The organism is Polaribacter sp. IC073 (assembly GCF_007997075.1).
In the GTDB taxonomy this organism is placed as follows: Bacteria; Bacteroidota; Bacteroidia; order Flavobacteriales; family Flavobacteriaceae; genus Polaribacter.
Window position 1 is genome coordinate 496,922 of the sequence record NZ_VORS01000002.1, and the last position, 23,968, is coordinate 520,889.

Annotated in this window: 22 protein-coding genes; 9 read left to right on the plus strand and 13 right to left on the minus strand. The window is 33.3% G+C overall.

The genetic code is table 11. From position 1 onward, the window contains the following. Positions 1 to 9 precede the first annotated feature (9 nt). The 3 genes from ES045_RS05050 (at position 10) to ES045_RS05060 (ending at position 2,328) form a co-directional block, all read left to right on the plus strand. Positions 10 to 996 (plus strand): NADP-dependent oxidoreductase, encoded by a 987-nt coding sequence (locus ES045_RS05050; protein WP_147113335.1) that lies wholly within the window; start codon positions 10 to 12, stop codon positions 994 to 996. 334 nt (positions 997 to 1,330) lie between these two features. Then, positions 1,331 to 1,843 (plus strand): hypothetical protein, encoded by a 513-nt coding sequence (locus ES045_RS05055; RefSeq protein WP_147113338.1) that lies wholly within the window; start codon positions 1,331 to 1,333, stop codon positions 1,841 to 1,843. After that, positions 1,840 to 2,328, plus strand: a complete 489-nt coding sequence (locus ES045_RS05060) for a hypothetical protein (RefSeq protein WP_147113341.1) — start codon at positions 1,840 to 1,842, stop codon at positions 2,326 to 2,328. Before ES045_RS05055 ends, ES045_RS05060 begins: the two co-directional genes overlap by 4 nt. Here the strand turns inward: ES045_RS05060 and ES045_RS05065 are convergent. Continuing rightward, the gene (locus ES045_RS05065) at positions 2,317 to 2,991 is read right to left on the minus strand and encodes an ankyrin repeat domain-containing protein (RefSeq protein WP_223267185.1); all 675 of its coding nucleotides are present in this window, start codon (positions 2,989 to 2,991) and stop codon (positions 2,317 to 2,319) included. The genes ES045_RS05060 and ES045_RS05065 overlap by 12 nt on opposite strands. 448 nt (positions 2,992 to 3,439) lie before the next feature. On the opposite strand from ES045_RS05065, the gene ES045_RS05070 reads away from it, so the two are divergent. The 6 genes from ES045_RS05070 to uvrB all read left to right on the plus strand — a co-directional run bounded on the left by ES045_RS05070 (position 3,440) and on the right by uvrB (position 9,789). After that, positions 3,440 to 4,942: an aldehyde dehydrogenase family protein gene (locus tag ES045_RS05070; RefSeq protein ID WP_147113344.1), complete on the plus strand. Its 1,503-nt coding sequence runs from the start codon at positions 3,440 to 3,442 to the stop codon at positions 4,940 to 4,942. Between the two features lie 85 nt (positions 4,943 to 5,027). Then, positions 5,028 to 5,543 carry a YqhA family protein gene (locus ES045_RS05075; RefSeq protein WP_147113346.1) on the plus strand — a complete coding sequence of 172 codons (516 nt, stop codon included), beginning with the start codon at positions 5,028 to 5,030 and terminating at the stop codon, positions 5,541 to 5,543. A 6-nt stretch (positions 5,544 to 5,549) separates the two neighbouring features. Further along, positions 5,550 to 6,545: an NADP-dependent oxidoreductase gene (locus ES045_RS05080; RefSeq protein ID WP_147113349.1), complete on the plus strand. Its 996-nt coding sequence runs from the start codon at positions 5,550 to 5,552 to the stop codon at positions 6,543 to 6,545. Positions 6,546 to 6,548: 3 nt separating this feature from the next. Then, positions 6,549 to 7,049 (plus strand): GreA/GreB family elongation factor, encoded by a 501-nt coding sequence (locus tag ES045_RS05085; protein ID WP_147113352.1) that lies wholly within the window; start codon positions 6,549 to 6,551, stop codon positions 7,047 to 7,049. Between the two features lies 1 nt (position 7,050). After that, the gene (locus ES045_RS05090) at positions 7,051 to 7,656 is read left to right on the plus strand and encodes a TMEM175 family protein (RefSeq protein WP_147113353.1); all 606 of its coding nucleotides are present in this window, start codon (positions 7,051 to 7,053) and stop codon (positions 7,654 to 7,656) included. 135 nt (positions 7,657 to 7,791) lie between these two features. Continuing rightward, positions 7,792 to 9,789, plus strand: coding sequence for an excinuclease ABC subunit UvrB (gene uvrB, locus ES045_RS05095; RefSeq protein WP_147113356.1), 1,998 nt, complete (start codon positions 7,792 to 7,794; stop codon positions 9,787 to 9,789). A 778-nt stretch (positions 9,790 to 10,567) separates the two neighbouring features. On the opposite strand, the gene ES045_RS05100 is transcribed toward uvrB, so the two are convergent. From ES045_RS05100 to ES045_RS05160, 12 genes are all read right to left on the minus strand, one after another. Continuing rightward, positions 10,568 to 10,825 (minus strand): L-histidine N(alpha)-methyltransferase, encoded by a 258-nt coding sequence (locus tag ES045_RS05100; protein ID WP_147113359.1) that lies wholly within the window; start codon positions 10,823 to 10,825, stop codon positions 10,568 to 10,570. A gap of 802 nt (positions 10,826 to 11,627) precedes the next feature. Next, positions 11,628 to 12,587, minus strand: a complete 960-nt coding sequence (locus ES045_RS05105) for an urea transporter (RefSeq protein ID WP_147113362.1) — start codon at positions 12,585 to 12,587, stop codon at positions 11,628 to 11,630. An 18-nt stretch (positions 12,588 to 12,605) separates the two neighbouring features. Continuing rightward, positions 12,606 to 13,310, minus strand: coding sequence for a hypothetical protein (locus ES045_RS05110; RefSeq protein ID WP_147113365.1), 705 nt, complete (start codon positions 13,308 to 13,310; stop codon positions 12,606 to 12,608). Between the two features lie 2 nt (positions 13,311 to 13,312). Then, entirely contained in the window at positions 13,313 to 14,128 is an 816-nt protein-coding gene (locus tag ES045_RS05115; protein WP_147113368.1) for an urease accessory protein UreD, read from the minus strand. 3 nt (positions 14,129 to 14,131) lie between these two features. Continuing rightward, positions 14,132 to 14,773, minus strand: a complete 642-nt coding sequence (gene ureG, locus ES045_RS05120) for an urease accessory protein UreG (protein ID WP_147113370.1) — start codon at positions 14,771 to 14,773, stop codon at positions 14,132 to 14,134. Positions 14,774 to 14,808: 35 nt separating this feature from the next. Continuing rightward, on the minus strand, positions 14,809 to 15,507 hold the full coding sequence (locus ES045_RS05125) for an urease accessory protein UreF (protein ID WP_147113373.1): 699 nt from the start codon (positions 15,505 to 15,507) through the stop codon (positions 14,809 to 14,811). A gap of 5 nt (positions 15,508 to 15,512) precedes the next feature. Further along, positions 15,513 to 16,022: an urease accessory protein UreE gene (ureE, locus tag ES045_RS05130; RefSeq protein ID WP_147113376.1), complete on the minus strand. Its 510-nt coding sequence runs from the start codon at positions 16,020 to 16,022 to the stop codon at positions 15,513 to 15,515. Positions 16,023 to 16,088: 66 nt separating this feature from the next. Continuing rightward, positions 16,089 to 17,810 carry an urease subunit alpha gene (gene ureC / locus ES045_RS05135; protein WP_147113379.1) on the minus strand — a complete coding sequence of 574 codons (1,722 nt, stop codon included), beginning with the start codon at positions 17,808 to 17,810 and terminating at the stop codon, positions 16,089 to 16,091. Further along, complete coding sequence (locus tag ES045_RS05140; RefSeq protein WP_147113382.1) at positions 17,807 to 18,181, minus strand: urease subunit beta; 375 nt, start codon at positions 18,179 to 18,181, stop codon at positions 17,807 to 17,809. Before ES045_RS05140 ends, ureC begins: the two co-directional genes overlap by 4 nt. Positions 18,182 to 18,198: 17 nt before the next feature. Then, a complete protein-coding gene (gene ureA, locus ES045_RS05145) occupies positions 18,199 to 18,501 on the minus strand; it encodes an urease subunit gamma (protein ID WP_147113385.1) in 303 nt (100 codons plus the stop codon). A gap of 1,524 nt (positions 18,502 to 20,025) precedes the next feature. Further along, positions 20,026 to 21,501: an IMP dehydrogenase gene (guaB, locus tag ES045_RS05155; protein WP_147113388.1), complete on the minus strand. Its 1,476-nt coding sequence runs from the start codon at positions 21,499 to 21,501 to the stop codon at positions 20,026 to 20,028. A gap of 66 nt (positions 21,502 to 21,567) precedes the next feature. Then, positions 21,568 to 23,967, minus strand: coding sequence for a TonB-dependent receptor family protein (locus ES045_RS05160; protein WP_147113391.1), 2,400 nt, complete (start codon positions 23,965 to 23,967; stop codon positions 21,568 to 21,570). Position 23,968: the final 1 nt, after the last annotated feature.

The window sequence follows — 23,968 nt, forward strand, 5'->3', positions numbered from 1 at the left end:
ATAAAATTTATGAAAGCAATACAACACACAGCATACGAAGAGATTTCAAAGAGCATTACATTTTCTGAAATTGAAAGACCGACAATAACTAAAGATCAGGTTCTGGTTGAAGCATACGCAAGTAGCATAAATCCTCTAGACATAAAGGTGCTGCAAGGAAAGTTAAAAATGGTTCCTAATTACATATTACCAGCTACGATGGGCTATGACGTAAGCGGAAAAATTGTAGCTGTGGGCGAAAATGTAACCGATTTGAAAGTTGGCGACGAAGTATATACTTATGATTATCTACAAGGTGCTTTTGCTGAATTTGTAGCAATTAGTCAGAATAATATCAGTCTCAAACCAAACAATTTAAATTTTGAAGAAGCAGCAAGTTTACCATTAGTAAGTCTTACTGCATACCAAGCCTTGAAAAGAGGTGAATTAAAACCTGGTGATAAAGTACTAATTCACGCGGGTTCGGGTGGTGTTGGTTCTATTGCAATCCAATTAGCAAAAGCAAAAGGTGCCTATGTTTACACCACCACAAGTACAAAAAATGTAGCATGGGTAAAAGCACTTGGTGCAGATTGCGTTATTGATTATAAAACTGAAGATTATAAAACTATTGTAAAAGACGCGGATATGGTTTTAGATCCTCTAGGAGCTCCGTATACCGAAGATGCATTTAAAGTAATTAAGAAAGGAGGCAAAGTCATCACGCTTGTTGGTCTTCCTGATAAAGAAACTGCAAAACAGATGAATGCAGATCTAGATGCGTTATCTCATAAAAGACGAAAAATAACAGCACAAATTGAATTAAAAGCTGCTTTCTACAGTCTTGTTCTTCTTAAACAAAACGCTAAACAACTCGATGAAATTACACAACTTGTGGAAGTGGGTAAAATTTGTACTGTAATTGATAAGATAATTCCGTTAGAAGAAACTATGGAAGCTCTTGAATATGTAAGCAAAGGACATACTAAAGGAAAAGTAGTTATTAAAATAAAATAAAATTTGCGCTTAGTACAAGTCTAATAAAGTATGCAATTTTCGCTGTAGAGTATTAACGTATTGTAAAAAACATACTAATATCTTACAACAAAGAACCTGTAGGATTCCTTTAATTAATTCATAGCAATTCAACATCAAAGACAAAGCAATTATGGCTGCTTCCTACATGTGAAGAAGACAAGAATTAGGTTTAAAAAGAATACCTTGTTTCGTAAATTTACAGCTGTAAAACTATGCAACTGATACTTCCCATAACCTCAAGTCACTACAACTAAAATTTTTCATGAAGAAACACAAAGCTCTTCGGTCTTTTATGATATTTACTGTTCTCTTGATGCAAGTTATATTTTTAATAATGATTGTAAAAGAGCAGTACAAAGCAGATAACTTTACAGCCTTACTATTGCTATTATTTATTACATTGACTTTATTATTTGGATATAAATATTTGAATCTGCACCATGAAGAGTATTCATACGAAAAAACTTCAGTAGCCATCTGGGTACCCATAGGAGCTATTGTTTGTTACCTATTGAATATTTACACCGATTTGGGAAGTGTTTTGTCTGCAGGAATCATAGGTACATTGGCATCATTTTTACCGAGTATAAACAACAAACAATCTGATTATTTAAGAAAGGTGCCAGACGCTATTTATTGTGGGGTATTTGTGGGTATGTCTAGTATTGAAATTACACCTTCTATTAGATTAATCATTGCCGCAGGCATTTTATCGGGCATCTTTTTCATATTGTCTAAAAATTTATTTGTTGGAATTGGTGGAAAACTTGGATCGATAGCATTTGGTGGCGTCGTCTTAATTAATTTAATAAACGGACTACTATGAACACTTTTGTCATAATAATTTCAGGAGTTATAGGCGCTATACTAACGTTTTATGTCAGTAGGAAGTTTAAGCAAAGCGCTGTAAGATCTTCGGCCTTACTTTCACTAGTAGTCGGTTTGGTTTTTTATTGCTTCCCAGAAATACTCAATCCTTATCTCACCAAAAATATTCCGATGGTATTTTTAGGAACTTCTTTTATAGGAATGGTCTCTTTGGAAGCGTATGGTAATTATTTACGGTTAGCTCTAGCGGGAATTATTTTCAGTAGTATTTACATCAACAAAAGTCATTTCTTTGAAGGATTTGGAGGTGCACTTGGAGCCTTGGCTTTTATTTCTTTACTAACTATCATGGGGGTTTCTGATTTCCTTTTAAAAAATATCAAAATAAAAAATAGCCTTTTAAAAATCCGAAAAAAGTTCTTAAATAAAAAAATTAACAATAATAAAAGCTTGCAAAGTTCTTCAAAAAATTTACTTTCCTAATTCCGAAGCTTTTTCTAATACGCTTACTACTTTAGAAAACCCTCTTACTTTGGCATGCTGCAAAGCTGTAATCTTATCATTATCGGGAATAGTAATATCGCAACCGGCATCAATCAATATCTGAACAATCTTTTTAAATTTTTCACTACCATCTCCTAGAACAACCGCTTCCATAAGCGCTGTCCAACCCAAACGATTCACATGATCTATTGGATAATTTGGGGTATTGGCTAGTAATTTTACAACAGCTGTATGTCCACGCTCACAAGCTGGAATTAGGGCACTTCCATAATATCTATTAAACACATCAAATCGGGCTCCGTTTTTTAAGTATAGTTTTACCAACTCTAAATGACCAGCTGCTCCAGCAAACAGAAAAGGACTATCTTTCTGGTTATCTTGTTGATTAACATTGGCACCGTGAGCAACTAATAATTCTGCCATGGTTTTATTATTTGCAAGAGTCGCAATTAATAGTATCGATTGTTCATTTTTATTAGCTGCATTTACCTCGCCACCATTTTTTAAATATTCTTTTACAACTTTTAATTGATTGTTCTGTACCGCTTCAATAATTCCTGGATTGTCAGGTTTAGATGCATTCATAGTCGTTTGATAGGTATTTGTATAAAAAAAAGTTAAGAATAATAGCAAGTACTTCATAACGTTGTAATTTTACTTTTCTTCTCGCATCATTCCATAAATCTGAAATTCGCAAACACGATTAAACTTAAGGAGTTTTTGAGATTACTAAGATACAGTTATTCATACAAATAGACACTGAACATATCACATTCAATAAATATAGGTTGACAAGGAATGTAAACACGCTGTTTTAACTTTAGTGCCACCTTTAAAAACAGTCACTAGTAGTCCAATAGATATTACTAATTAAAATAAATATTCACAATAACCTATATAACAATGCATTGAGACTTGTTACATGTGTTTACATTAAAAAAAATACTACATTGAACTTTTTTCATAAGTTATTGAACCGTATTAATAAACAAGATTCTAACAAACCGTAGTACATTTGCAGTGTAATTAAACAACACTTGTTTTGGCAAGTATCAATTAAGAATAAAAATTAAAATAAATATAAATAATTATGGCAAATGTAACTAAACCTGTATTCAAAGAAAGATATGGGAATTTTATTGGCGGTAAATTCGTAGCTCCTGTAAAAGGGCAGTATTTCGATAACGTATCTCCAGTAGACGGTAAAGTTTTTACGCAAGCAGCGCGTTCAACACAAGAAGATATCGATCTTGCTCTTGATGCAGCGCACGATGCGTTTCCTTCTTGGAGTACATCTTCAGCTACAGAACGTAGTAATGCGTTATTAAAAATTGCACAAGTAATGGAAGACAACTTCGAATACTTAGCAACTTTAGAGACCATCGATAATGGTAAACCTATTCGTGAATCTCGTGCAGCTGATATTCCTTACTGTATCGATCACTTCCGTTATTTCGCAGGTGTAATTCGTGCAGACGAAGGAAGTATTTCAGAACACGACAAAAACACGGTTAGTATTGTTTTAAACGAACCTATTGGTGTTGTTGGTGAAATTATCCCTTGGAACTTCCCAATGTTAATGCTAGCTTGGAAAATAGCGCCAGCTTTAGCAGCAGGTTGTACTGCGGTTGTAAAACCAGCAGAACAAACGCCTACAAGTGTTATTGCTTTAATGGAACTTATTGGTGATATTTTACCAGCAGGTGTATTAAACATTGTAACTGGTTTTGGTGGCGAAGCTGGACAAGCTTTAGCAACATCTAAACGTATTGCAAAACTTTCTTTTACTGGTTCTACGGAAACTGGTCGTAAAGTTTTACACAACGCAGCAGAAAACATTATTCCCGTAACAATGGAATTAGGTGGTAAATCTCCAAACGTATTTTTCCCATCAGTAGCAGATCATGATGATGCATTCTATAGCAAAGCTATTGAAGGTGCTTTAATGTTCGCATTGAACCAAGGTGAAATCTGTACAGCTCCTTCTCGTATTTTAGTACACGAAGATATCGCTGACGATTTCATCGAAAAAATGAAAGTGCGCTTAAAAGCAATCAAAACAGGAAATCCATTAGATCCTGAAACAATGATTGGTTCTCAAGTATCTAAACCACAATACGATAAAATTCTTAGCTATATTAAGATAGGTGTAGAAGAAGGTGCAGAAGTAGTAGCTGGTGGAGAAGCTGGAAATTATGAAGGAGAACTTTCTGAAGGATACTACATCCAACCAACCGTATTAAAAGGTAAGAACAACATGCGTGTGTTCCAAGAAGAAATTTTTGGCCCAGTTGTAGCTTTAACAACTTTCAGTTCTACTGAAGAAGCTATCGCAATCGCAAATGACACTCCTTATGGTTTAGGTGCAGGTGTTTGGTCTCGTGACGCGCACGAATTATTTCAAGTTCCTCGTGCTATTCAAGCAGGTAGAGTTTGGGTTAACCAATACCACACGTATCCTGCTCACGCTCCTTTTGGTGGTGTGAAAGAATCAGGATTCGGTCGTGAAAACCACAAAATGGCTTTAGATCATTACCGTGTTGTAAAAAACATGCTAATATCTTACGACAAAGAACCTATGGGATTCTTTTAATTAGAACTTTATTATATAAGTTTATAAATAAAACCCCGGTCTTACCGGGGTTTTGTTGTTTTAAAATAAAATAATTATATTTATTATGAAAAAACCTTTTTACGCACTGCGTTATATCAGTTGGATTGCCATTATCTTTTCACTAGTAGGTTCCTTTCTTTTATTTATTGTGGGTGGGTTAAAAACATTAAATGCCTTTCGTGTATTCTTTTTAGATTACATCCCTCAAGGTAAAGAACATTTACATTCCGCAGATATTGGTATTACTTACCTTATTAAATCTTTAGACACCTTTTTAATCGCTTTAGTACTATTTATTTTTGCACATGGTATCTATACATTATTTATTTCAAACACTTCAAGCACCAAAAATAGTGGCGTTCTAAACTGGATTCAAACTCCAAATATTGGCCATTTAAAAAATGTGCTAGCTGAAGTAATTGTCATTATATTATTCGTGAAATTTCTAGAAGTTGTTTTTGTAAACATAGATAATCTCCAGTGGAATTTACTAATCCTTCCTATTTCTATTGTTTTAATGGCTGTTGGATTAAAAGTATTGAAACTTAATAAAGAAGAAAGCAATATCACTAAAAAATAACAGATTATGAAAGCAGTACAATTTACAGGCTATGGTGAAGTTTCAAAAAGTATAAAGGTTTCTGAAATTGAAAAACCAATTATTAACAAAAACGAAGTCTTAATTGAAACGTATGCTGCTGGCGTAAACCCTTTAGATATTAAAGTTATTGAAGGGGATTTAAAAAGTGTAAGTACCTTTAAACTACCAGCTACTTTAGGGTATGATATTAGTGGTGTTATAATAGAAAAAGGAGAGCATGTAACAGATTTTAATATTGGAGACGAAATATTTTCTAAAGTAAAAAAACAAGGAACCTTTACTGAATTTGTTGCAATAAATAAAAATCTTATTGGTCTAAAACCCAAGAATATAAGTTTTGAAGAAGCTGCCAGTTTACCACTTGTGGGGCTTACAGCGATTCAAGCCTTAAAGAGAGGAAAGCTAAAATCTAGTGAATCTATTTTAATACATGCTGGCTCTGGTGGAGTTGGTTCTTTTGCCATTCAATATGCAAAATCAATTGGAGCTTATTTGTACACAACTACAAGTACAGAGAATGTGAAATGGGTTAAAGAACTTGGAGCAGATAGAGTAATTGATTACAAAACTGTAGACTATAGAGCAATTGTAAAAGATATTGATATGGTTTTAGATACACTTGGAAACGAATTTACAGAAGATGCCTTTAAAGTAATAAAAAACAAAGGGAGCGTAATAACACTTGTTGGGCCTGTTGATGCTGAAACTGCGAACCGTATGAAACTAAATAAAATTATTCAGTTATTTTTAGCATTTAAAAGACGAAAAATAACAAAACAAATAAAGTTGAAATCGGCATTTTACAGTCTTCTTTTTATGCGAGATAATGCAAAGCAACTTCATGAAATTAAAGAACTTGTAGCAACAGGTAAAATAAAAATAAACATTGACAAGGTATTTCCTCTAAATGAAACTTTAAACGCTTTACTTTATGTAAAAAAGGGACATACTAAAGGAAAGGTTGTTCTTAAAATTAAATAAATTATGAGTAGAGGATTTGTTAAAGAAGATGATCAAGAAGAAATTCCTTTTGTACCACCAAGAGCCCATTTACCTTTTGGAGTTGATAATTATATCACAGCGAACGGTTTAAAAGAATTAAAGGAAGAACAAAAAATATTAATTGAAGAACAAAAAACATTAATCTCCCAATCTAATGAGATTAATCGAGTACAAATAAACTTTCTTTCGAGCAAGTTAAGCCTACTTGAAGACCGTATTAATTCTGCAAAAATAATCAATTTAAAATCACAACCGCAAAGTGAAATTCACTTTGGTGCAACGATAACGCTTTTTAAGTTTGAAGAAAATTGTGAATGTCAATATCAGATAGTAGGTGTAGATGAAGCTAATGTTTCTAAAAATAAAATATCTTTTTTATCCCCATTAGCAAAGGTATTACGAAGTAAAAAAATTGGTGATGTAATTACACTTAAAACTCCTAAAGGTAGTAGAGATATGAAAATAAATAGTATTCAATATTAATATGACAGACAAAAAAAGTATAGACAAGGCTAGGTTAGAAAATTTTAGCGACGGCGTAATTGCTATTTTAATAACAATTTTGGTGATGGCTTTCGAAATACCAGAAGATTTTTTAACTAAAAAATATTCAATTTTTAAATTGCTAGAATATTTAGTTCCACAATTAATTCCCTATGGAATTAGTTTTTTAGTTATAGCAGTACATTTATTCAATCATCATATTCTGTTTAGTAAAATGAAAGCCGTAGACCCTACTTTTATTTGGCTAAATCTATTGTTTTTATTTTCACTTTCACTTATCGTCTATCCAACTGCATTACTTGGGCAGGTTCATAATCAAGAAACTGCTACAATGTTATTGGTTGGTGCTTATTTTATTAAAGCTGTAACGTTTAGATTGCTTTATCATTATGCAATATTCAACAGTGGTTTATATAAAACAAAAAAGACAAAGAAAGAATTGATAAATGATGCAGTAATAAACTGGTTAAAAGGACCATTGGTAGAAGTTGTTGCTTTTTTATTAATTTTTATTAACTACAAATTAGCACTAGCGTTAATATTTGTAGTCACATTAACCTATATTATTCCGCCCAAAAAAATATAATCATTCTTTCTAACTCAAATAATCTAAAGAACCTATTCTCATTATAAAGTTTCGAGCAGTTCATACTCAAATAGCAGAAAAATACAAAACAGATTATTGTATTTCAATAAAATCCATTAATAAAAATAGTTAATTATGGGACAAGATTCATTCATTTTACATTCAAATTATACACCTTCAGGTGATCAGCCTGAAGCCATTGCTAAACTTATTGCTGGTATAAATAATGGCGCAACTCATCAAACCTTAAAAGGAGTTACAGGTTCTGGTAAAACATTTACCATGGCAAATGTTATACATCGTTTAAAACGACCAACCTTAATCTTGGCACATAATAAAACTTTGGCTGCTCAGTTATACAGCGAAATGAAAGCTTTTTTCCCTGAAAATGCGGTGGAATACTTTGTTTCCTATTACGATTACTACCAGCCAGAAGTGTATATTCCTGGGAATAGTCGGTTTATAGGTAAAAACTCTGCGGTTAACGAGCAATTAGAACGACTGCGTTTATCTACAACCAAATCATTAATTGAGCGCAAGGATGTTATTGTGGTGGCATCTGTTTCATCTGTTTATGGTCTAGGTAGCCCTGAAGCATATAGAGCACTTCAAATTCCATTAGCACGAGATACAGAAATTGAAAAGGAATTACTATTAGAACGTTTAAATCAGCTTCGGTATACTGAACAAAAAAAAGGAAAAAATAAAAAGAAACTAAAACGGGCAATGTATCAGGTAGATGACCACACAATTGATGTGTTTCCTGCTGACGCCGAAAAATTTGCTATACGCATAGAAATTGTTGCAAATACCATAAAGGCACTCTATGATATAGATCCTATTAGTGGCCAAGTTATTAAGGAATTAGACAATTATTTAATCTCACCTAAAACCTTGTATTCAACACCACCAGATAAGTTGATGCTTGCGAGTGAAAAAATTCTTGAAGAATTAGATTTACGTGTAGCAGTGCTCAACGATGAAAATCGCTTTGTTGAAGCGGCCCGCCTTTATGAACGCACGATGGATGATGTAGAAATGATGCAACAAAAAGGATACAGTTCTGGCATAGAGAATTACTCTAGTTACCTTAGTGATCGTGACCCTAAATTACCACCAACTACCTTGCTAGATTATTTACCGAAAGATAGTTTATTGTTTATAGATGAATCGCACGTTATGATACCACAAATATCTGCAATGCATGCCAGCGATCAAAGTCGAAAAAATAATTTAATAGAATATGGATTTCGATTACCCTCATCAAAGAATAATCGTCCATTAAGCTTTGAAGAATTTGAAAAGTTAAAACCACAGACTATTTTTGTTTCCGCCACACCTGGCAGCTATGAACTCAAACGTTCGCAAGGAGAAACCATTAATCAAATTATTCGCCCTACGGGCTTATTGGATCCAGAGATAGAGGTACGACCGTCAAAAAATAGGATGGATGATTTGTTAGCAGAAATCTATAAACGAGTTGCAAAAGACGAACGCATTTTAGTAATGACTTTAACTAAGAAAAGTGCAGAGGAACTCAAAGATTTTATGAGTAAAAAAGGCATTCGAGTGCGATATCTTCATTCTGACATCAAGACTTCTAAACGAACTGAAATTATTGATGCTTTAAGAACTGGTGAGTTTGATGTGTTAATCGGTATTAATTTATTGCGAGAAGGTTTGGACATACCAGAAGCTTCTTTGGTAGCAATACTCGATGCAGATCGAGCTGGTTTTCTACGTTCTGTACAAGCATTAATTCAAATTATAGGTCGTGTGGCAAGAAATACCAACGGTAAGGCTATTTTATATGCCGATAAAGTAACGAATGCAATGCATCAAGCAATTGATGAATCTGAAAAACGACGCGAACAACAAATAACCTACAATAAGCTACATGGTATTACACCTAAATCATCAAAACGAAAAAAAGTTTTTGATTCGGAAGAATTATCAAAACCAAAAGTTCACGATGCTTTATTCTGTAAAAACCTACCCATGTTATGTAAATTGATTGGGGAACGAGAAAAAGCCTTATTAAGTTTCACCGATAAAGATGATTTAGAAAATATTGCAAAGGTGCGTATTGAATTGAATAATCTTTACAGTCAGTTTATCTTTATGAAGGGATAAACTTTACTCTTACGATCTCTTTTTGATGTTCTTTATAATTTGACTTAATTTATTTTGTTGGGCTCCTGATTTTTTTTAGAAACACAACAGGTCATTTATTATGAAATTTATGAACCCTGCTTATTAAAATTATTATAATGTGTTGAGAGTTAAAAGCGTTAAAACGGTATAAATAATATGAGGTAAATTACTTTATTTAAAAATTATTACTACGTTGTAACAAAGTCAAATCGATAACTTTATTACTATTACTTGTGCTGATTAAAGATAAATCTGTACAAGAAAAAACAATGTTTTTTTTTTTAAAAAAAAACTATAAATAAATGTGTTAAATATTTTAGCAAGGTACTTTTAGCTTCTAATACTAAAATAACTAATTGCTTCATAATTTAACGCGCTCTAGTATAGAGCTATTAATAATTATTACAATCCTTGATTTTAGAAATCTGAACCTATTTTGTGTTTTCTAAAAGCGATTGTAAAGTATTGTCATTATACTTTAGTGATATTTCTGTTTGATTTCTTTTACTCAACAGTATTTTTTACAACACTTGTTTTCACTTTGTATTCTGGGTGATGTTCAAAATTCGAAACATCTAAATCTGCATGAAATTATCTATTAATTCGATGCAATAAATTTAAATTAAATACTTTTGTAATACCTTAACTATCGTTATATACTAGACATACAATGTCTTTAGATTTAATGCTATCTAAACCTAAAAAAATTGTTTCACTTACTCACAAAGAATTACTAAGTTTATTTTTAAAAAAAATATCAGCTGTAAGACTTCCTTCCTAAGTTAGAGCCTAAAAACATTATTACTTTTTGAGGTTTTTTTGTGAATATGTCTTCCAATACTCCAAAATACTCTTCATACTTAATTTCTATATCTAAGTTATAAAATTCCTTTTTTAATGCAGTTTCTAAAGTATTTAAGGTAGGTTTAGATGTATCTATAGGCACGTATATTAACTTATAGTATTCTGCAAATAGTACTTTTAAAAAAGTTTCCACTTTTTTCTTCTCTAGCACCTAAACCTATTTTAACTGATTTGTTCAACTTTAATATGCTAATAATTTTTTCGCTTAAATATCAAAAATTTCATATTTCAGAGCCTTAGGTAATATGCTGTTAGATTCATAATTTAAAGAATAATTCACCCTCTATCTCACCATAAAAATATTTTGAAAGTAATCGTTTTAGTTGAGTTATCTAAATACTTAAAAACGTCCGTTTTAAATTTTGTTTTCATATTATTTCGCTCGTTTTATCACCAAAAAATACCTACTCATTTCTGGTGAAATAAATTTCTATAAGTTGGTCTGCTCATCGCTACTTCCTTTTAAATTCATAAGATTTATTATAGATTTACCATTGAACCCTCCAACAGCTCCTGCATCTTGTTTATCATTAAGATAAGGTAAATAGACAAAATTAGTCCATTCCAAATTTTCCACCAATTTGATTGTGTATTTGCAACTTCCTACTCAAATTCTGTAGCTAATCCTTTGTCTCTAAAATTAGCATAAACTTGCTCATAAAAAATAAATATGAGTGCCTGAGCTTATAAATTCAAGAACGCTGCACCTGCTGTATGTAAAAGACCAAGTAGTATTTTTAATACTCCAAATACAAAGGAGTTGTAATCTTATTAGTATTAACAAAATGTCAATCACCACCCAACCACTCTTTTTGTTTATTGTGGCCATTAATTCTAACATTCACAAATGGTAAACAATCTATTTACAGTGGCATAATTTTCCAAGAATAAATGATGATAGCCTAATTAGTTATCATAACAAAAGTCCTTTTGTAGTAAATATCCTTTTCTATTTAACTTTTTTTTAATGGAAAAGCGTTCTCAACAATTATCAATCCTTTTCGTGTTAGCAATAAAATCCACATTGTAGCTACAAACGGAAACGTATAAGGTGGCACTCCTATTTTTATTAGATAGTCATCTATAATCACCGTAACTACAGTACTTAAAACTACCCAAAACCCATCTCTATGCCGGGTTCCAGCAAAGGCGAGAGCACAGAGCACCGCATTAAAACTAAACATTCCTGTATCTATTGACGATTCGGGACTATTAAGTAAATGGGATACTGAAATAGCCAAAATAGAAGCAAAAATGCCATACAATGCGGCAATAGGTTTGTTAACGTAAACTCCGAATAGAAATAACAATCCCGCAATTAAACTTCCTTGAAACATTACTTGTCCGAAACCGTGCGTGGAAAAAATAAGATCATCATCTATTCTATCATCGTCGTACTCGATACCGACTTGCTCTAGCGCGTCTTCAAACATCTCAGCCGTAGGTTCTTGTAAAAAATTCTCTTCGGCAGTGGGATGCTGTACTAAAGGCATAAAATTTGTTGTATTCACAAGCGAAACAACCACCCACCCCATCACAACAAAAGGAAATGTAAAGACCTGAAGGTTTTTAATAATAGCGAAATGCATTATTAATGTCGCAATCACTGAAGCCACAATAATACAAAAAACAGACTCCCAGGATAAACCGTATTTATAGACGATAATTATTCCTATTAAAGCCGCATTAAAACCATAAAGCCCTTGATTAAGGGCTTTATGGTTTTTTTTACTAAGTAAATAACCTGAAACGCTGCCGGTTATTGTTGCTATCACTAAACCGATTGCCATTAACCAAGAGTTGTATAATACACCTAAAAGAAAAAGCAACCCTGTAATAGCATTCTCTTGCAGCATTATTTGAGCAATACCTTTAAGGTTAATTACACTAAATTGTTTAATTTTTTTAATCATCTGTTTATTTTAATATTATTACCAGCCCAAGAAAATCATTCCTGCACCACATGTTACAATAGTTCCTCCCGCTATAGCTGTCATATATTTCTCGAAGAAATCTGTTTTTATTAATTTAAAGCCATAGTGACCCAGAACAACCATTATCACCATCATTAATAGGGTAAAAAACAAAAACACACTGGTAATAAGGTAAATACCATAAGTAGAATTCATGATCGCCGGATAGGTTAACAACGGAATCATTGGTTCGCAAGGCCCTAATAAAAAGATAATAAACATTACCCAAGGTGTTACCTTTTTTCTTTCTGAAGGCATAACAGGACCTTGCTTATGCTGGTGTTGGTAAACATAAACATCGCCACTATCATACACATCAAAATGTTTATGCTTTTTATTACGATAGGCTTGATATAAGCCTACTAACATAAACACCACACCAAAAACAAATAAAGCCCAAGCCGCCAAACCGCCTCTTAAACCCTCAAACCACGATAATTTATTTAAAGAAAACCCAATAGCAACACCACCTAAGGCTAATACTACAGAACTCATTACGTGACCAATACCACAAACAATAGTCCAAAAAACGGTGCGTTTAAGGGTCCAACTTTTAGCTTTTCCTATTGCTATAAACGGGATGTAATGATCTGGCCCAGTTAGAGTATGAAGCACACTAATTGAGACTGCCGCTATTAACAATACATTTAACTCTGATTCCATATCTATATTAACTTAATCTCTATTTCTTTTTTGCGAAGTGCATTCGCTTGATTATCTAATTGTATTCGTATTTTCTTTAAGGCTATAAAAAGCTGCTCTCCAGAATTACCCAAGACTCTTATAGCACAAGCATCTTCCGAAAGTTTTGAAACTCCAAAAATCATATCATCTTCCTCTGCAAGCACTGTAGTCATTAATTCTATATGTTCTTTTACAGAATGAAAAGGATCGATACATACAAAGTTTGCTTGATAAGTAAATTCCTCATATTGCCCAATCGATTTAAAATCTATCGCTGAAGGTTTCAGATATAAATTGTCTTTATAAAACAATTTACCTTCGCGATAAATTTCAGTAAGACTGTTGTATTTAATAAAGGCAAACGATTCACCATTCAACTTACGACCACAAGCCAAAATTTCACCCCAAACAAGAACACTATTTGCCGCGAGGTTTATGGTGTTTTTACTATTAAAAATAGCGCCTTTATGCGGCACGGAAGGATGTGGTAAATGACTAAAGTATGCGTTTTCCTCAATATTTACATTCATTTCCTGCCTAGCGCCATCAGGCGTGTCGTATACCCGTTGATACGATTGTGTTTGTATATTAAGCAAGGTTTCTTTTTTAACGTTTACATCTATTTTATAATGATCATGATTAAAAAAACCTGGTGAAGAACTCATAATCATAACTTCAAGTAACGGGTTACTTTTATCTTCTCGCACCTCAACCACATTAAATGGCGGGGTAAAAAAAGTATCTTTTAAAATAGTAACCTCTCTATACAGACTAGTTTCAACACTATATTGTCCCATATTTTAGTATTCTAGTGCTGGTTCAGATGCTTTCTCTTCTATTAAAGCATATTTTTTAATCCAATTGATAACATCTTCTAAACCGTCTCCTCTCATTAAATCGGTAAACACAAAAGGCGTTCCTTGGCGCATTTTACTGGAATCTGCACGCATCACCTCAAGATCGGCATTAACGTAAGGTGCTAGATCGATCTTATTAATAACTAAAAGGTCTGAACGCGTAATTCCGGGTCCCCCTTTGCGCGGTATTTTTTCGCCTTCAGCCACCGAAATCACAAAAATGGTTACATCGGCTAAATCTGGACTAAACGTTGCCGAAAGATTATCTCCACCGCTTTCGATAAATACTATTTCAATTTCTGGATGACGGTCAACCATTTCGTCGATAGCCTCCAAATTCATACTAGCATCTTCACGAATGGCAGTATGCGGACAGCCCCCTGTTTCTACGCCAATAATGCGATCGGCTGGTAATAATGAGTTTTTTGTTAAGTACTCGGCATCTTCTTTCGTGTAGATATCGTTGGTGATAACACCAATACTGTACTCTTTTGCTATTTTATGTGAAAGCTTTTCAATTAAAGCTGTTTTTCCTGAACCTACTGGCCCCGCAACTCCTATTTTAATATAATTTCTCTCTTCCATTTTATATGTGATATTTTTTGATTATTAATTATTTTTTAAGACATATATAGTCTTGAATACAAGGTTTCGTGTTGCATACATCTAATATCGAATGCGGGATTACAAAGTCCGCGCATATCTTCATCTAGTATTAATGTTTCGTCCACAACCTGCGCTATTAAATCGTGCATTTTATATAAAATATCCTGTCCGTCCATTTGCCCAAGCGGCACCAATTTAACACTGTTAGTCACCATATTTACAGCAGCGTTATAATAAAAAGCGCTTAACACAGGTTTGATTTCTGCCCCTAAAAGAGCCGTAATCATTCCAAATACAACGGCAAAATGACCTGGGGTTTCTTTATTTTTCACCTTATTGAAAAACACGTGCATCACTTCATAATCGTGTAATCTAACATAGATTTTAAGTAATCGTGTTCCTAATTTTAAACTACCGTCGCGTACTTCCATTGGGGCTTTTAAAGCGTGCGCTTCGTTATCTAATTCTAAAAGAGCCTCTAAATTGTTTTCTAACCCATATCTAAAAACGTCACGAACAAAGACACCGTCGTTATATTTAAAGTTATAAAGAAGCATATTTTGCACAAATTCGCGCGTACTTTCCACATCTCTAACCACGTTTTGCTGTATGTAGGTTTCCAATCCGTTGGAATGAGAATACCCTCCTATCGGCAAGGTGGGGTCTGAAATATGCAGTAACTCTAATAGTATTTTTTGTTTATTATTTGCCATACTATTTACTGTTTTGTTGTGAGGTCTAAAATTCTTGAGAATAGCGACGGACTATCATTTCCATTTCCGTGTGCATGCCCGATGTTTGCTTTTAGCATATTAAGTAACTGGCAATGTTTTTTTTCTACGATATATCCTGTAACTTCTAATAGACGTTCTAGCGGCTTTTCGTAAGGCACTAGAACTTTCTCGTCTTGAATGAAAATAGGCAAATGTTTATTACCAATTTCGTAGCAAACAGTCCCCATTTCTACGATGTTTCTTGGGGTAACTTGTATACTATCACAGGGCAATACATCGACTATAACCAAAGTATTATCATCTTCTAACACAATGTCTCCTTGATGCAAGCGCTGACCTTCTTTTAAGAACTTAATAGCCACTTCACGACCTCCTTCTGTCTTTTTACGCATAATGCGCTTGGTCATTTCAAACCATTCCAAAGACAGTGTATCTATTGTTTTATTTCCTACAGAATAGGTTTTTATATTTCCTATAACTTCTTTACAAAGCATATTATCATTTCATTTAAAAAAAACGACTCGACAGTAATATAGGTGCCGAATCGTTTTAAATTAATACTAAAATAAAAAGTAACGTTGTGCTAATGGCACTGTGTCAATAGCCTCACAGGTTACTTTTACACCATCTACTTTTACTTCATAAGTTTCTGGATTAACATCTATAACTGGTGTTTTGTCGTTATGAATTAAATCTTTCTTAGAAATATTTCTACAGTTTGATACCGCAAATAATTGCTTTTTCAATCCGTATTTTTCTTTTACATTATTAGTCATTGCCGCTTTAGAAACGAAAGTTGCACATGTTTTATGTACCGCTGAACCTAGACCTCCAAACATTGGACGCATCATAACGGGTTGTGGTGTTGGAATAGACCCGTTTGGATCTCCCATTTTACTTGCAATACACATACCTCCTTTAACAATCATCTCTGGTTTTGCACCAAATAAAGCCGGTTTCCAAAGTACAAGATCTGCCATTTTACCTGGTTCGATAGAACCTACATGATGAGAAACACCGTGAGCAATCGCAGGATTAATCGTGTATTTAGCTACATAACGTTTTGCACGGAAGTTATCAGCTTCCATTTCTTTATCTTCTTCTAAAAACCCTTGTTGAATCTTATTCTTATGCGCTGTTTGCCATGTTCTTGAGATGGTTTCTCCAACACGTCCCATAGCTTGCGAATCGGAACTCATAATACTAAAAACGCCCATATCTTGAAGAATATCTTCGGCTGCGATGGTTTCTGGTCTAATTCTAGAATCGGCAAAAGCAACATCTTCCGGGATGCTTTTACTTAAATGGTGACACACCATTAGCATATCTAAATGCTCATCGATGGTGTTTTTAGTAAATGGACGCGTAGGGTTTGTAGAAGCTGGCAATACGTTTGGATACATTGCTGCTTTAATAATATCTGGCGCATGACCACCTCCTGCACCTTCAGTATGGAATGTGTGGATGGTTCTTCCGTTTATAGCATCGATAGTATCTTCTAAAAAACCAGCCTCATTTAAGGTGTCAGAGTGCAGGGCTACTTGAATATCATATTCATCGGCAACTGTTAATGCCGCATCTATAACAGATGCGGTTGCTCCCCAATCTTCGTGTATTTTTAAACCTAATGCTCCAGCTTCAATTTGTTCTTTTAAAGGCGCTAAATGAGAGCAATTTCCTTTTCCGAAGAATCCTATATTCATAGGAAGATTATCTGTTGCTTGCAGCATACGTTCAATATTCCAAGCTCCTGGCGTTACGGTTGTGGCATTGGTACCGTCGAAAGGTCCTGTTCCACCACCAATCATAGTCGTAATACCACTATAAAGAGCGTGCTCTATTTGTTGTGGTGATATAAAGTGAATATGTGAATCTATTCCTCCTGGCGTTGCGATAAGGTTTTCTCCACTATGTACCTCGGTAGACGCACCGATAATCATATTTAGATCAACGTTCTCCATCGTATCAGGGTTCCCGGCTTTTCCAACACCAACAATTTTCCCGTCTTTGATACCGATATCCCCTTTTACAATACCCCAATGATCTAAAACAGTAGCGTTTAAGATTACTAAATCTAAAACACCACTATCGCGGGTTGCTGTACTAGATTGTGCCATTCCATCACGAACGGTTTTACCACCACCAAATTTATTTTCTTCACCATAATACGTGAAATCCTTTTCAATTTCAATAAATAGTTCAGTGTCTCCTAATCTTATTTTATCGCCAACTGTAGGACCGTACATATTGGCATACTTAATTCTATCTATTTTTAAACTCATGATTTTTTATTTTTAAAGGATTCGTGTTCTACATTTAACATGGCTCTTTTTAAATTTTGAGGATTCATCGTATCACCTACAGACAGATTGTTTAATCCGAATGAGTTGCGTTTACCTCCCAATCTTACGAGTTCAATTTTTGTAGATTCTCCGGGTTCAAAGCGAACAGCAGTTCCTGAAGGGATATTTAAACGGTGTCCATATGCCTTTTCGCGGTCGAACTCCATTTCTCTATTCACCTCAAAAAAGTGATAATGAGACCCTATTTGTACTGGTCTGTCTCCTTTATTAATAACTTTTAATTTTAGCACTTTTCGCCCCGAGTTGCACTCGATGGCTTCTTTTTTTAATAGGTATTCTCCTGGTATCATTGTATTATTATTAAAGGTTAGCGTATAGGATTGTGTACGGTAACCAATTTGGTTCCGTCTGGAAAAGTGGCTTCTATTTGCACATCGTGAATCATTTCTGGAATTCCTTCCATAACATCTTCTCTAGTTAAATAGGTAGCCCCTTCTTGCATTAAAGACGCAACTGTTTTACCATCTCGCGCAGCTTCTTGCAACCGGTTACCAATTAGTGCTATAGATTCTGGATAGTTTAATTTTAGGCCTCGAGCCTTTCGTTTTTCGGCGAGTTCACCTGCCATAAATATGAGAAGCTTCTCTGTCTCTCTAGCTGTTAAATGCATAAGTATTGTATTAAAGGTTAATATTGAATATGGAGAAAAGAGAAAGAAGTCTCTTTTAGAGCCGATAAAAACTAAAATTAAGGGTTTTAACGGTACTCTAAGAAATACCTCTTTTCTATTATCTTAAATTATAGACAGCACGATGTAAGTGATTTAATTACTGTATATTGAAGAATGTTCTTTATAAACTATTACACAAGTTGTCTCGAGACGAAAGTTCACTAAGGTGAAGATTTTCGTGCTGGATATTTAAGACAAAGGCATGCCATTACTAGAATAGCAAGTAGGTTTAAAAACTTGGCTATTAGTTTAGAAAGTGTGTGAACACGTTACGAATTGAATGTAAAGTGCTGCTACTGTATTAAAAGTAAACTATGAAATGTTGAAACAACATATATAGTTGGTGTTCTGATTGTAAATTAATTTGACTTCTAAGACCTGTTTTGTTTGAAGAACAAAATCCTTGTATAGGTAGACTTAAAAATTTGGGGAGTTCTTGTTGAGCTATCAATACGTCAAAATCGCATATTGATATCTCTTGATAGTTAACTTCTTCTGTTTTTTGACTTTTCTTGCCTACGTATGCAGTTTTTCTTTCAGTTTCTGACGAACCAGCATATGTTATTTCCTCAGCTCCAAAAACGAACGTACAAAATAATAAAAAAAGTATTTTAATAAGCTTTTTCATAAACTCTCTAACGGAATCGAAATCATTTAAACTATCAAAAATGAATTCTATGCAAAGGTACAATTTAAATAAAGCGTTACGTTTCTTTATTCTTTTTTTTTACTAGTATATAACAAGAAAAATTACTTTTAAAAATAATTGCTTAAATGAACTAAAGCGAGTTGGATAAAATCTAACAAGTTTACTCTAGAGTAAGTGATTACTATCATTATTCTATTTACAATGATATTCCCAATACTAATCTAACATCTCATCTATAATATTACCTCTACTCAAACATCCAAAACTGATTGCCCAAAAATGTAGACACCTATACTTCTTGAAGAGCGCAGTAAACTCTTGTTGTTCAATTTCAATCGCTTTACAATACCTCTTATATTTTTAGAACAAGACTATTTAGATTAACATAATCAACTTAAAAACTCATTTTAATATGATAATAAATTTCAGTTAACAATTTTCTACATTGTTTTTTGAATATCTCCCTCTAAAAATTTATATCCACATCTTGTACTCCAAGCAATATAATATTGAAACAAAATGACATTGGTCTGTTATTTTAACGCAAACCATCGCTAAAATTTATAGAAGTTAAAGCGAAATAGACTAAAGTGTATGGTTTTAACTATTGTTGAGCCCCATAAAAAAGGAAAACGAAGAGAATCATTTTTTACCACAAAAACTCAAGCCTTATTTTCAAAATTAAGCATGGTCAGTTCGTAATAATTTAAGAACAGAAACTCTTTGCTAATCTCCACGGATTAGAAAAAAAAATAAAATAAAAAAAAAGCTCAAGAATTTTATTCTTGAGCTTTTAAAATATATAAAATCTAATTTTATCTTCTACTATAATTCGGAGATTCTTTAGTAATAGCAACATCATGCGGATGGCTTTCATTAATTCCGCTTGCGGTAATTCTTACAAATTGCCCTGTTTCTTTTAATGTTTCTATGTCTTTTGCACCACAATACCCCATTCCTGCACGTAAACCACCAATAAACTGGTGAATACTTTCATCTAAATCTCCTTTATAAGGTACTCTCCCCACAATTCCTTCTGGAACTAATTTCTTAATATCTGCTTCAACATCTTGAAAATAGCGATCTTTAGAACCTTGTTTCATTGCTTCAACAGATCCCATTCCTCTATAAGACTTAAATTTCCTTCCTTCGTAAATAATAGTTTCACCAGGAGATTCTTTTGAACCTGCTAATAAAGAACCTAACATTACAGAATCTGCACCCGCAGCAATTGCTTTTGGTATATCACCTGTATAACGAATTCCGCCATCTGCAATTACAGGAACTCCACTTCCTTTAATTGCGGCAGCAACTTCTAAAACTGCAGAAAATTGAGGAAACCCAACACCTGCTACAATTCTTGTTGTACAAATAGAACCAGGACCAATACCAACTTTTACAGCATCTGCACCAGCTTCTACTAAATATTTAGCAGCAGCACCTGTTGCTATATTTCCTACAACAACATCTAAATCTGGGAACTTTGCTTTTACCTGCTTTAAAACAGTAACCACACCTTTTGTATGCCCATGTGCAGTATCTATAATTACAGCATCTACACCTGCATTTACCAAAGCTTGTGCTCTTTCTACAGCATCACTAGTAACACCTAAAGCAGCTGCAACCCTTAACCTACCAAAAGTATCTTTGTTTGCAATTGGTTTCTGTGTTACTTTTGTAATATCTCTAAACGTAATTAATCCTTTTAATTTGTAGCCATCATCAACAATTAAAAGTTTTTCAATTTTATAATTTTGAAGAATTTTTTCAGCGTCATTTAAAGAAGTTCCCACTGCTGCAGTTACCAAGTTTTCACTTGTCATTACATCTACAATTGGTTTTTTTCCGTCATGCTCAAAACGCAAGTCTCTGTTGGTAACAATTCCTTTTAAAATTCCGTTGTCATCAACAATAGGAATTCCACCAATACTATGCTCTTGCATGCTTGCCTTTGCATCTAAAACAGTTGCTGTTAAAGGCAAAGTAAAAGGGTCTAGAATCATACCAGATTCTGCACGTTTTACTCTTCTAACTTCATGAGCTTGTTGCTCAATAGTCATATTTTTATGTAAAACACCAATACCACCTTCTCTTGCAATAGCAATAGCCATTGCAGATTCTGTAACAGTATCCATGGCTGCAGAAGCAATAGGTACGTTAATTGTAATATTTCTAGTAAATTTTGTTTGAATATTTACTTCTCTAGGAAGTATTTCTGAATAGGCAGGAACTAATAGTACGTCATCATACGTTAATCCTTCTCCTAAAATTTTGTTGTTGTGTGCTGTCATGTTGCAATTAAGGTCTAATTGCGTGCAAATTTACGTTTTTTTTTGATTTTAAACATTAATTAAACGTTAGAATTTTAATTCTAAACCAACATAATAGTTTCTTGGCGCAGAAGGTATAATTCCTGGTCCTGGATATCCTGTTGCTCTTCTTGTAAAATAAGAACTATCTAACACATTATTTACACCCGCTTCTAACTTTGCAAACTTATAAGTATAAGATGTAGAAAAGTCTAAAATACTATAAGCAGGTATTTCTCCTGTGACCCCACTAATGCTTCCTTCTGGGGCATTTGTAGCATCAGAAAACTGACTAGATAAATATGAATATTGTAGGCTCGATAGAAAATTATTGTATCCAAAACGGATACCTGTTTTTATATTAATATTAGGTATAAATTCAACTTCATTGCCAACAACTCCATTTTTTTCTGATTTTGTATATTCTGAAGTAATAAATGATGAATTTATAAAGTAATTAAAAACATACTCTGAATTCATCTCAAAAACTTTCTTCAAATTAAAATCGATTAAACTTTCAACTCCTACAATTCTTGCATCCCCAATATTATCTCTTTCAGCTTTACCATCTGCTCTTGTATAAATATTAATTCTATCGTTATAAAAAACTCCAAAAATATTGGCGTCATAAGAAAAGAAGTTTTTATAGTTTCCTCTAAGACCAGCATCAATTGTAAAGCCTTTTTCATCTGCAATATCTGCTGAAGTTTCAAAAGCAGGGTTTGCGGTACTAATATCAGAGAAAGTTACAGATCTATAATTCTGGGAGATGTTACCATAAAACTCTAAGGATTTTTTATATGTATAACTTGTTCCAACTCCTAAAAGAACAAACGTTCTTTCATTGGTGTCATTTTCATTTCTTAAATTATCTTTAATTACATTTCCTGCAGCATCTGTAACAATATCTTTTATAATTTCGTCTCTTTTTGTATTGATGTATTCCAGTCTAAAACCCGGAGTTACAGATAATTTATTATTGATATAGAAAATATTTTCTCCGAATAAAGACACATTTAAATTTGGAAACTTACTATCGGATTGTCTCGGATAATTAGGGTATTCATCTAAGCGCATTCCGAAATCTGCATCAGAACCTTCAGAACCTGGACCTTGCATATTTGTATTATTTGCTTTGTAAAATTTTGAACCAATTAAAAAAGTCGCTTTTTTATCAAAGAAATTATATTTACTTAACAAACGTGTTTCAAAACCAAAATTTTTGAAAGTCCCTTTTATCAAATCTCTCTCTGAACCAGGATCTACTTGATTTACTCTATTCGTTCTAAAACCAATAGCGTCTCTAGACGCATCTAATCCGAAGAAATTAAAAGAAAAATTGGTTTTATTAGAGAATTTATGCTCCCACTTTAAGTTATATAAAAACCACTTCACTTTAAACCAATTTCTTGCTCTATTACTTTGGTACGGATCTTCATTAAACATGGCATCGGTTAAACCACCAGCTTGCTGCGCCAAATAATCTAAAGCAGTTAATTCTAAAGAAAGTTTACTTTTTTCATTGAATTGATAACCTACGTGTACAAATGCATTTTTAGATTCGAAATTAGAATTTGGTCTAAATCCGTCTCCTTTTTTATAGTTTAGAAATGTATAATAACTCCATTTTCCTTGTGTATTACTCAAGCTTGTAAAATTGGTAAATAAACCAGAACTACCCGCAGTATTTCTAAAAACAATCTCTTGTTCTTTTGTTGGTTTTTTAGTCACAAAGTTTACCAAACCGCCAAATTGTGTACCGTATTGCAATGAAGCCGCACCTCTAATTACCTGAATTTCGTCTAAACTTTCTGCTGCTGGCGTATAATAGCTTTCTGGGTATCCTAAAACATCGGCACTAATATCATATCCATTTTGTCTTGTATTAAAATTAGCAGTTCTGTTCGGGTCTAATCCTCTACCACCAATATTTAATTGCAAACCCGCATCGTCATTCTGATAAATATTTAAACCCGCAATTTGATTAAAAATCTGACGCGCATTATTTGTTGCTAAATTTGCCGTAGACTGATTTACTAAAATGACTTCAGTCTTTTTTCCTGCAAAAATAGAAGTTCCTTCTACGTCTTTTAAACGCTTTAATTCAAAAACGCGTTCTTTTCTTGCTTTGATTTGAATTTCAGATAAATTCTCTGAAAAAGTTTCTAAAACTACTTTTAAGTTTGAAAAATCTTTTAATTGAACAAACAAATTTTTTAAACGAAACTCTTCTACATAAAAAATTAAAGGCATTTCTTTCTTTTCTGTTGAAAAATTAAATTTCCCTAGAATGCCTGTTTGTGCTAATAACTGTCCTGTTTCATCATAAATCTGGACTTTATTTATCGGTTTATTTTCTTCTGAAACAACTACACCAGCTATTTTATATTGACTGTAAATAGCTGTTTGTAAAAAGATTAAAAAGAGAACGATTATTTTTGATTTCATT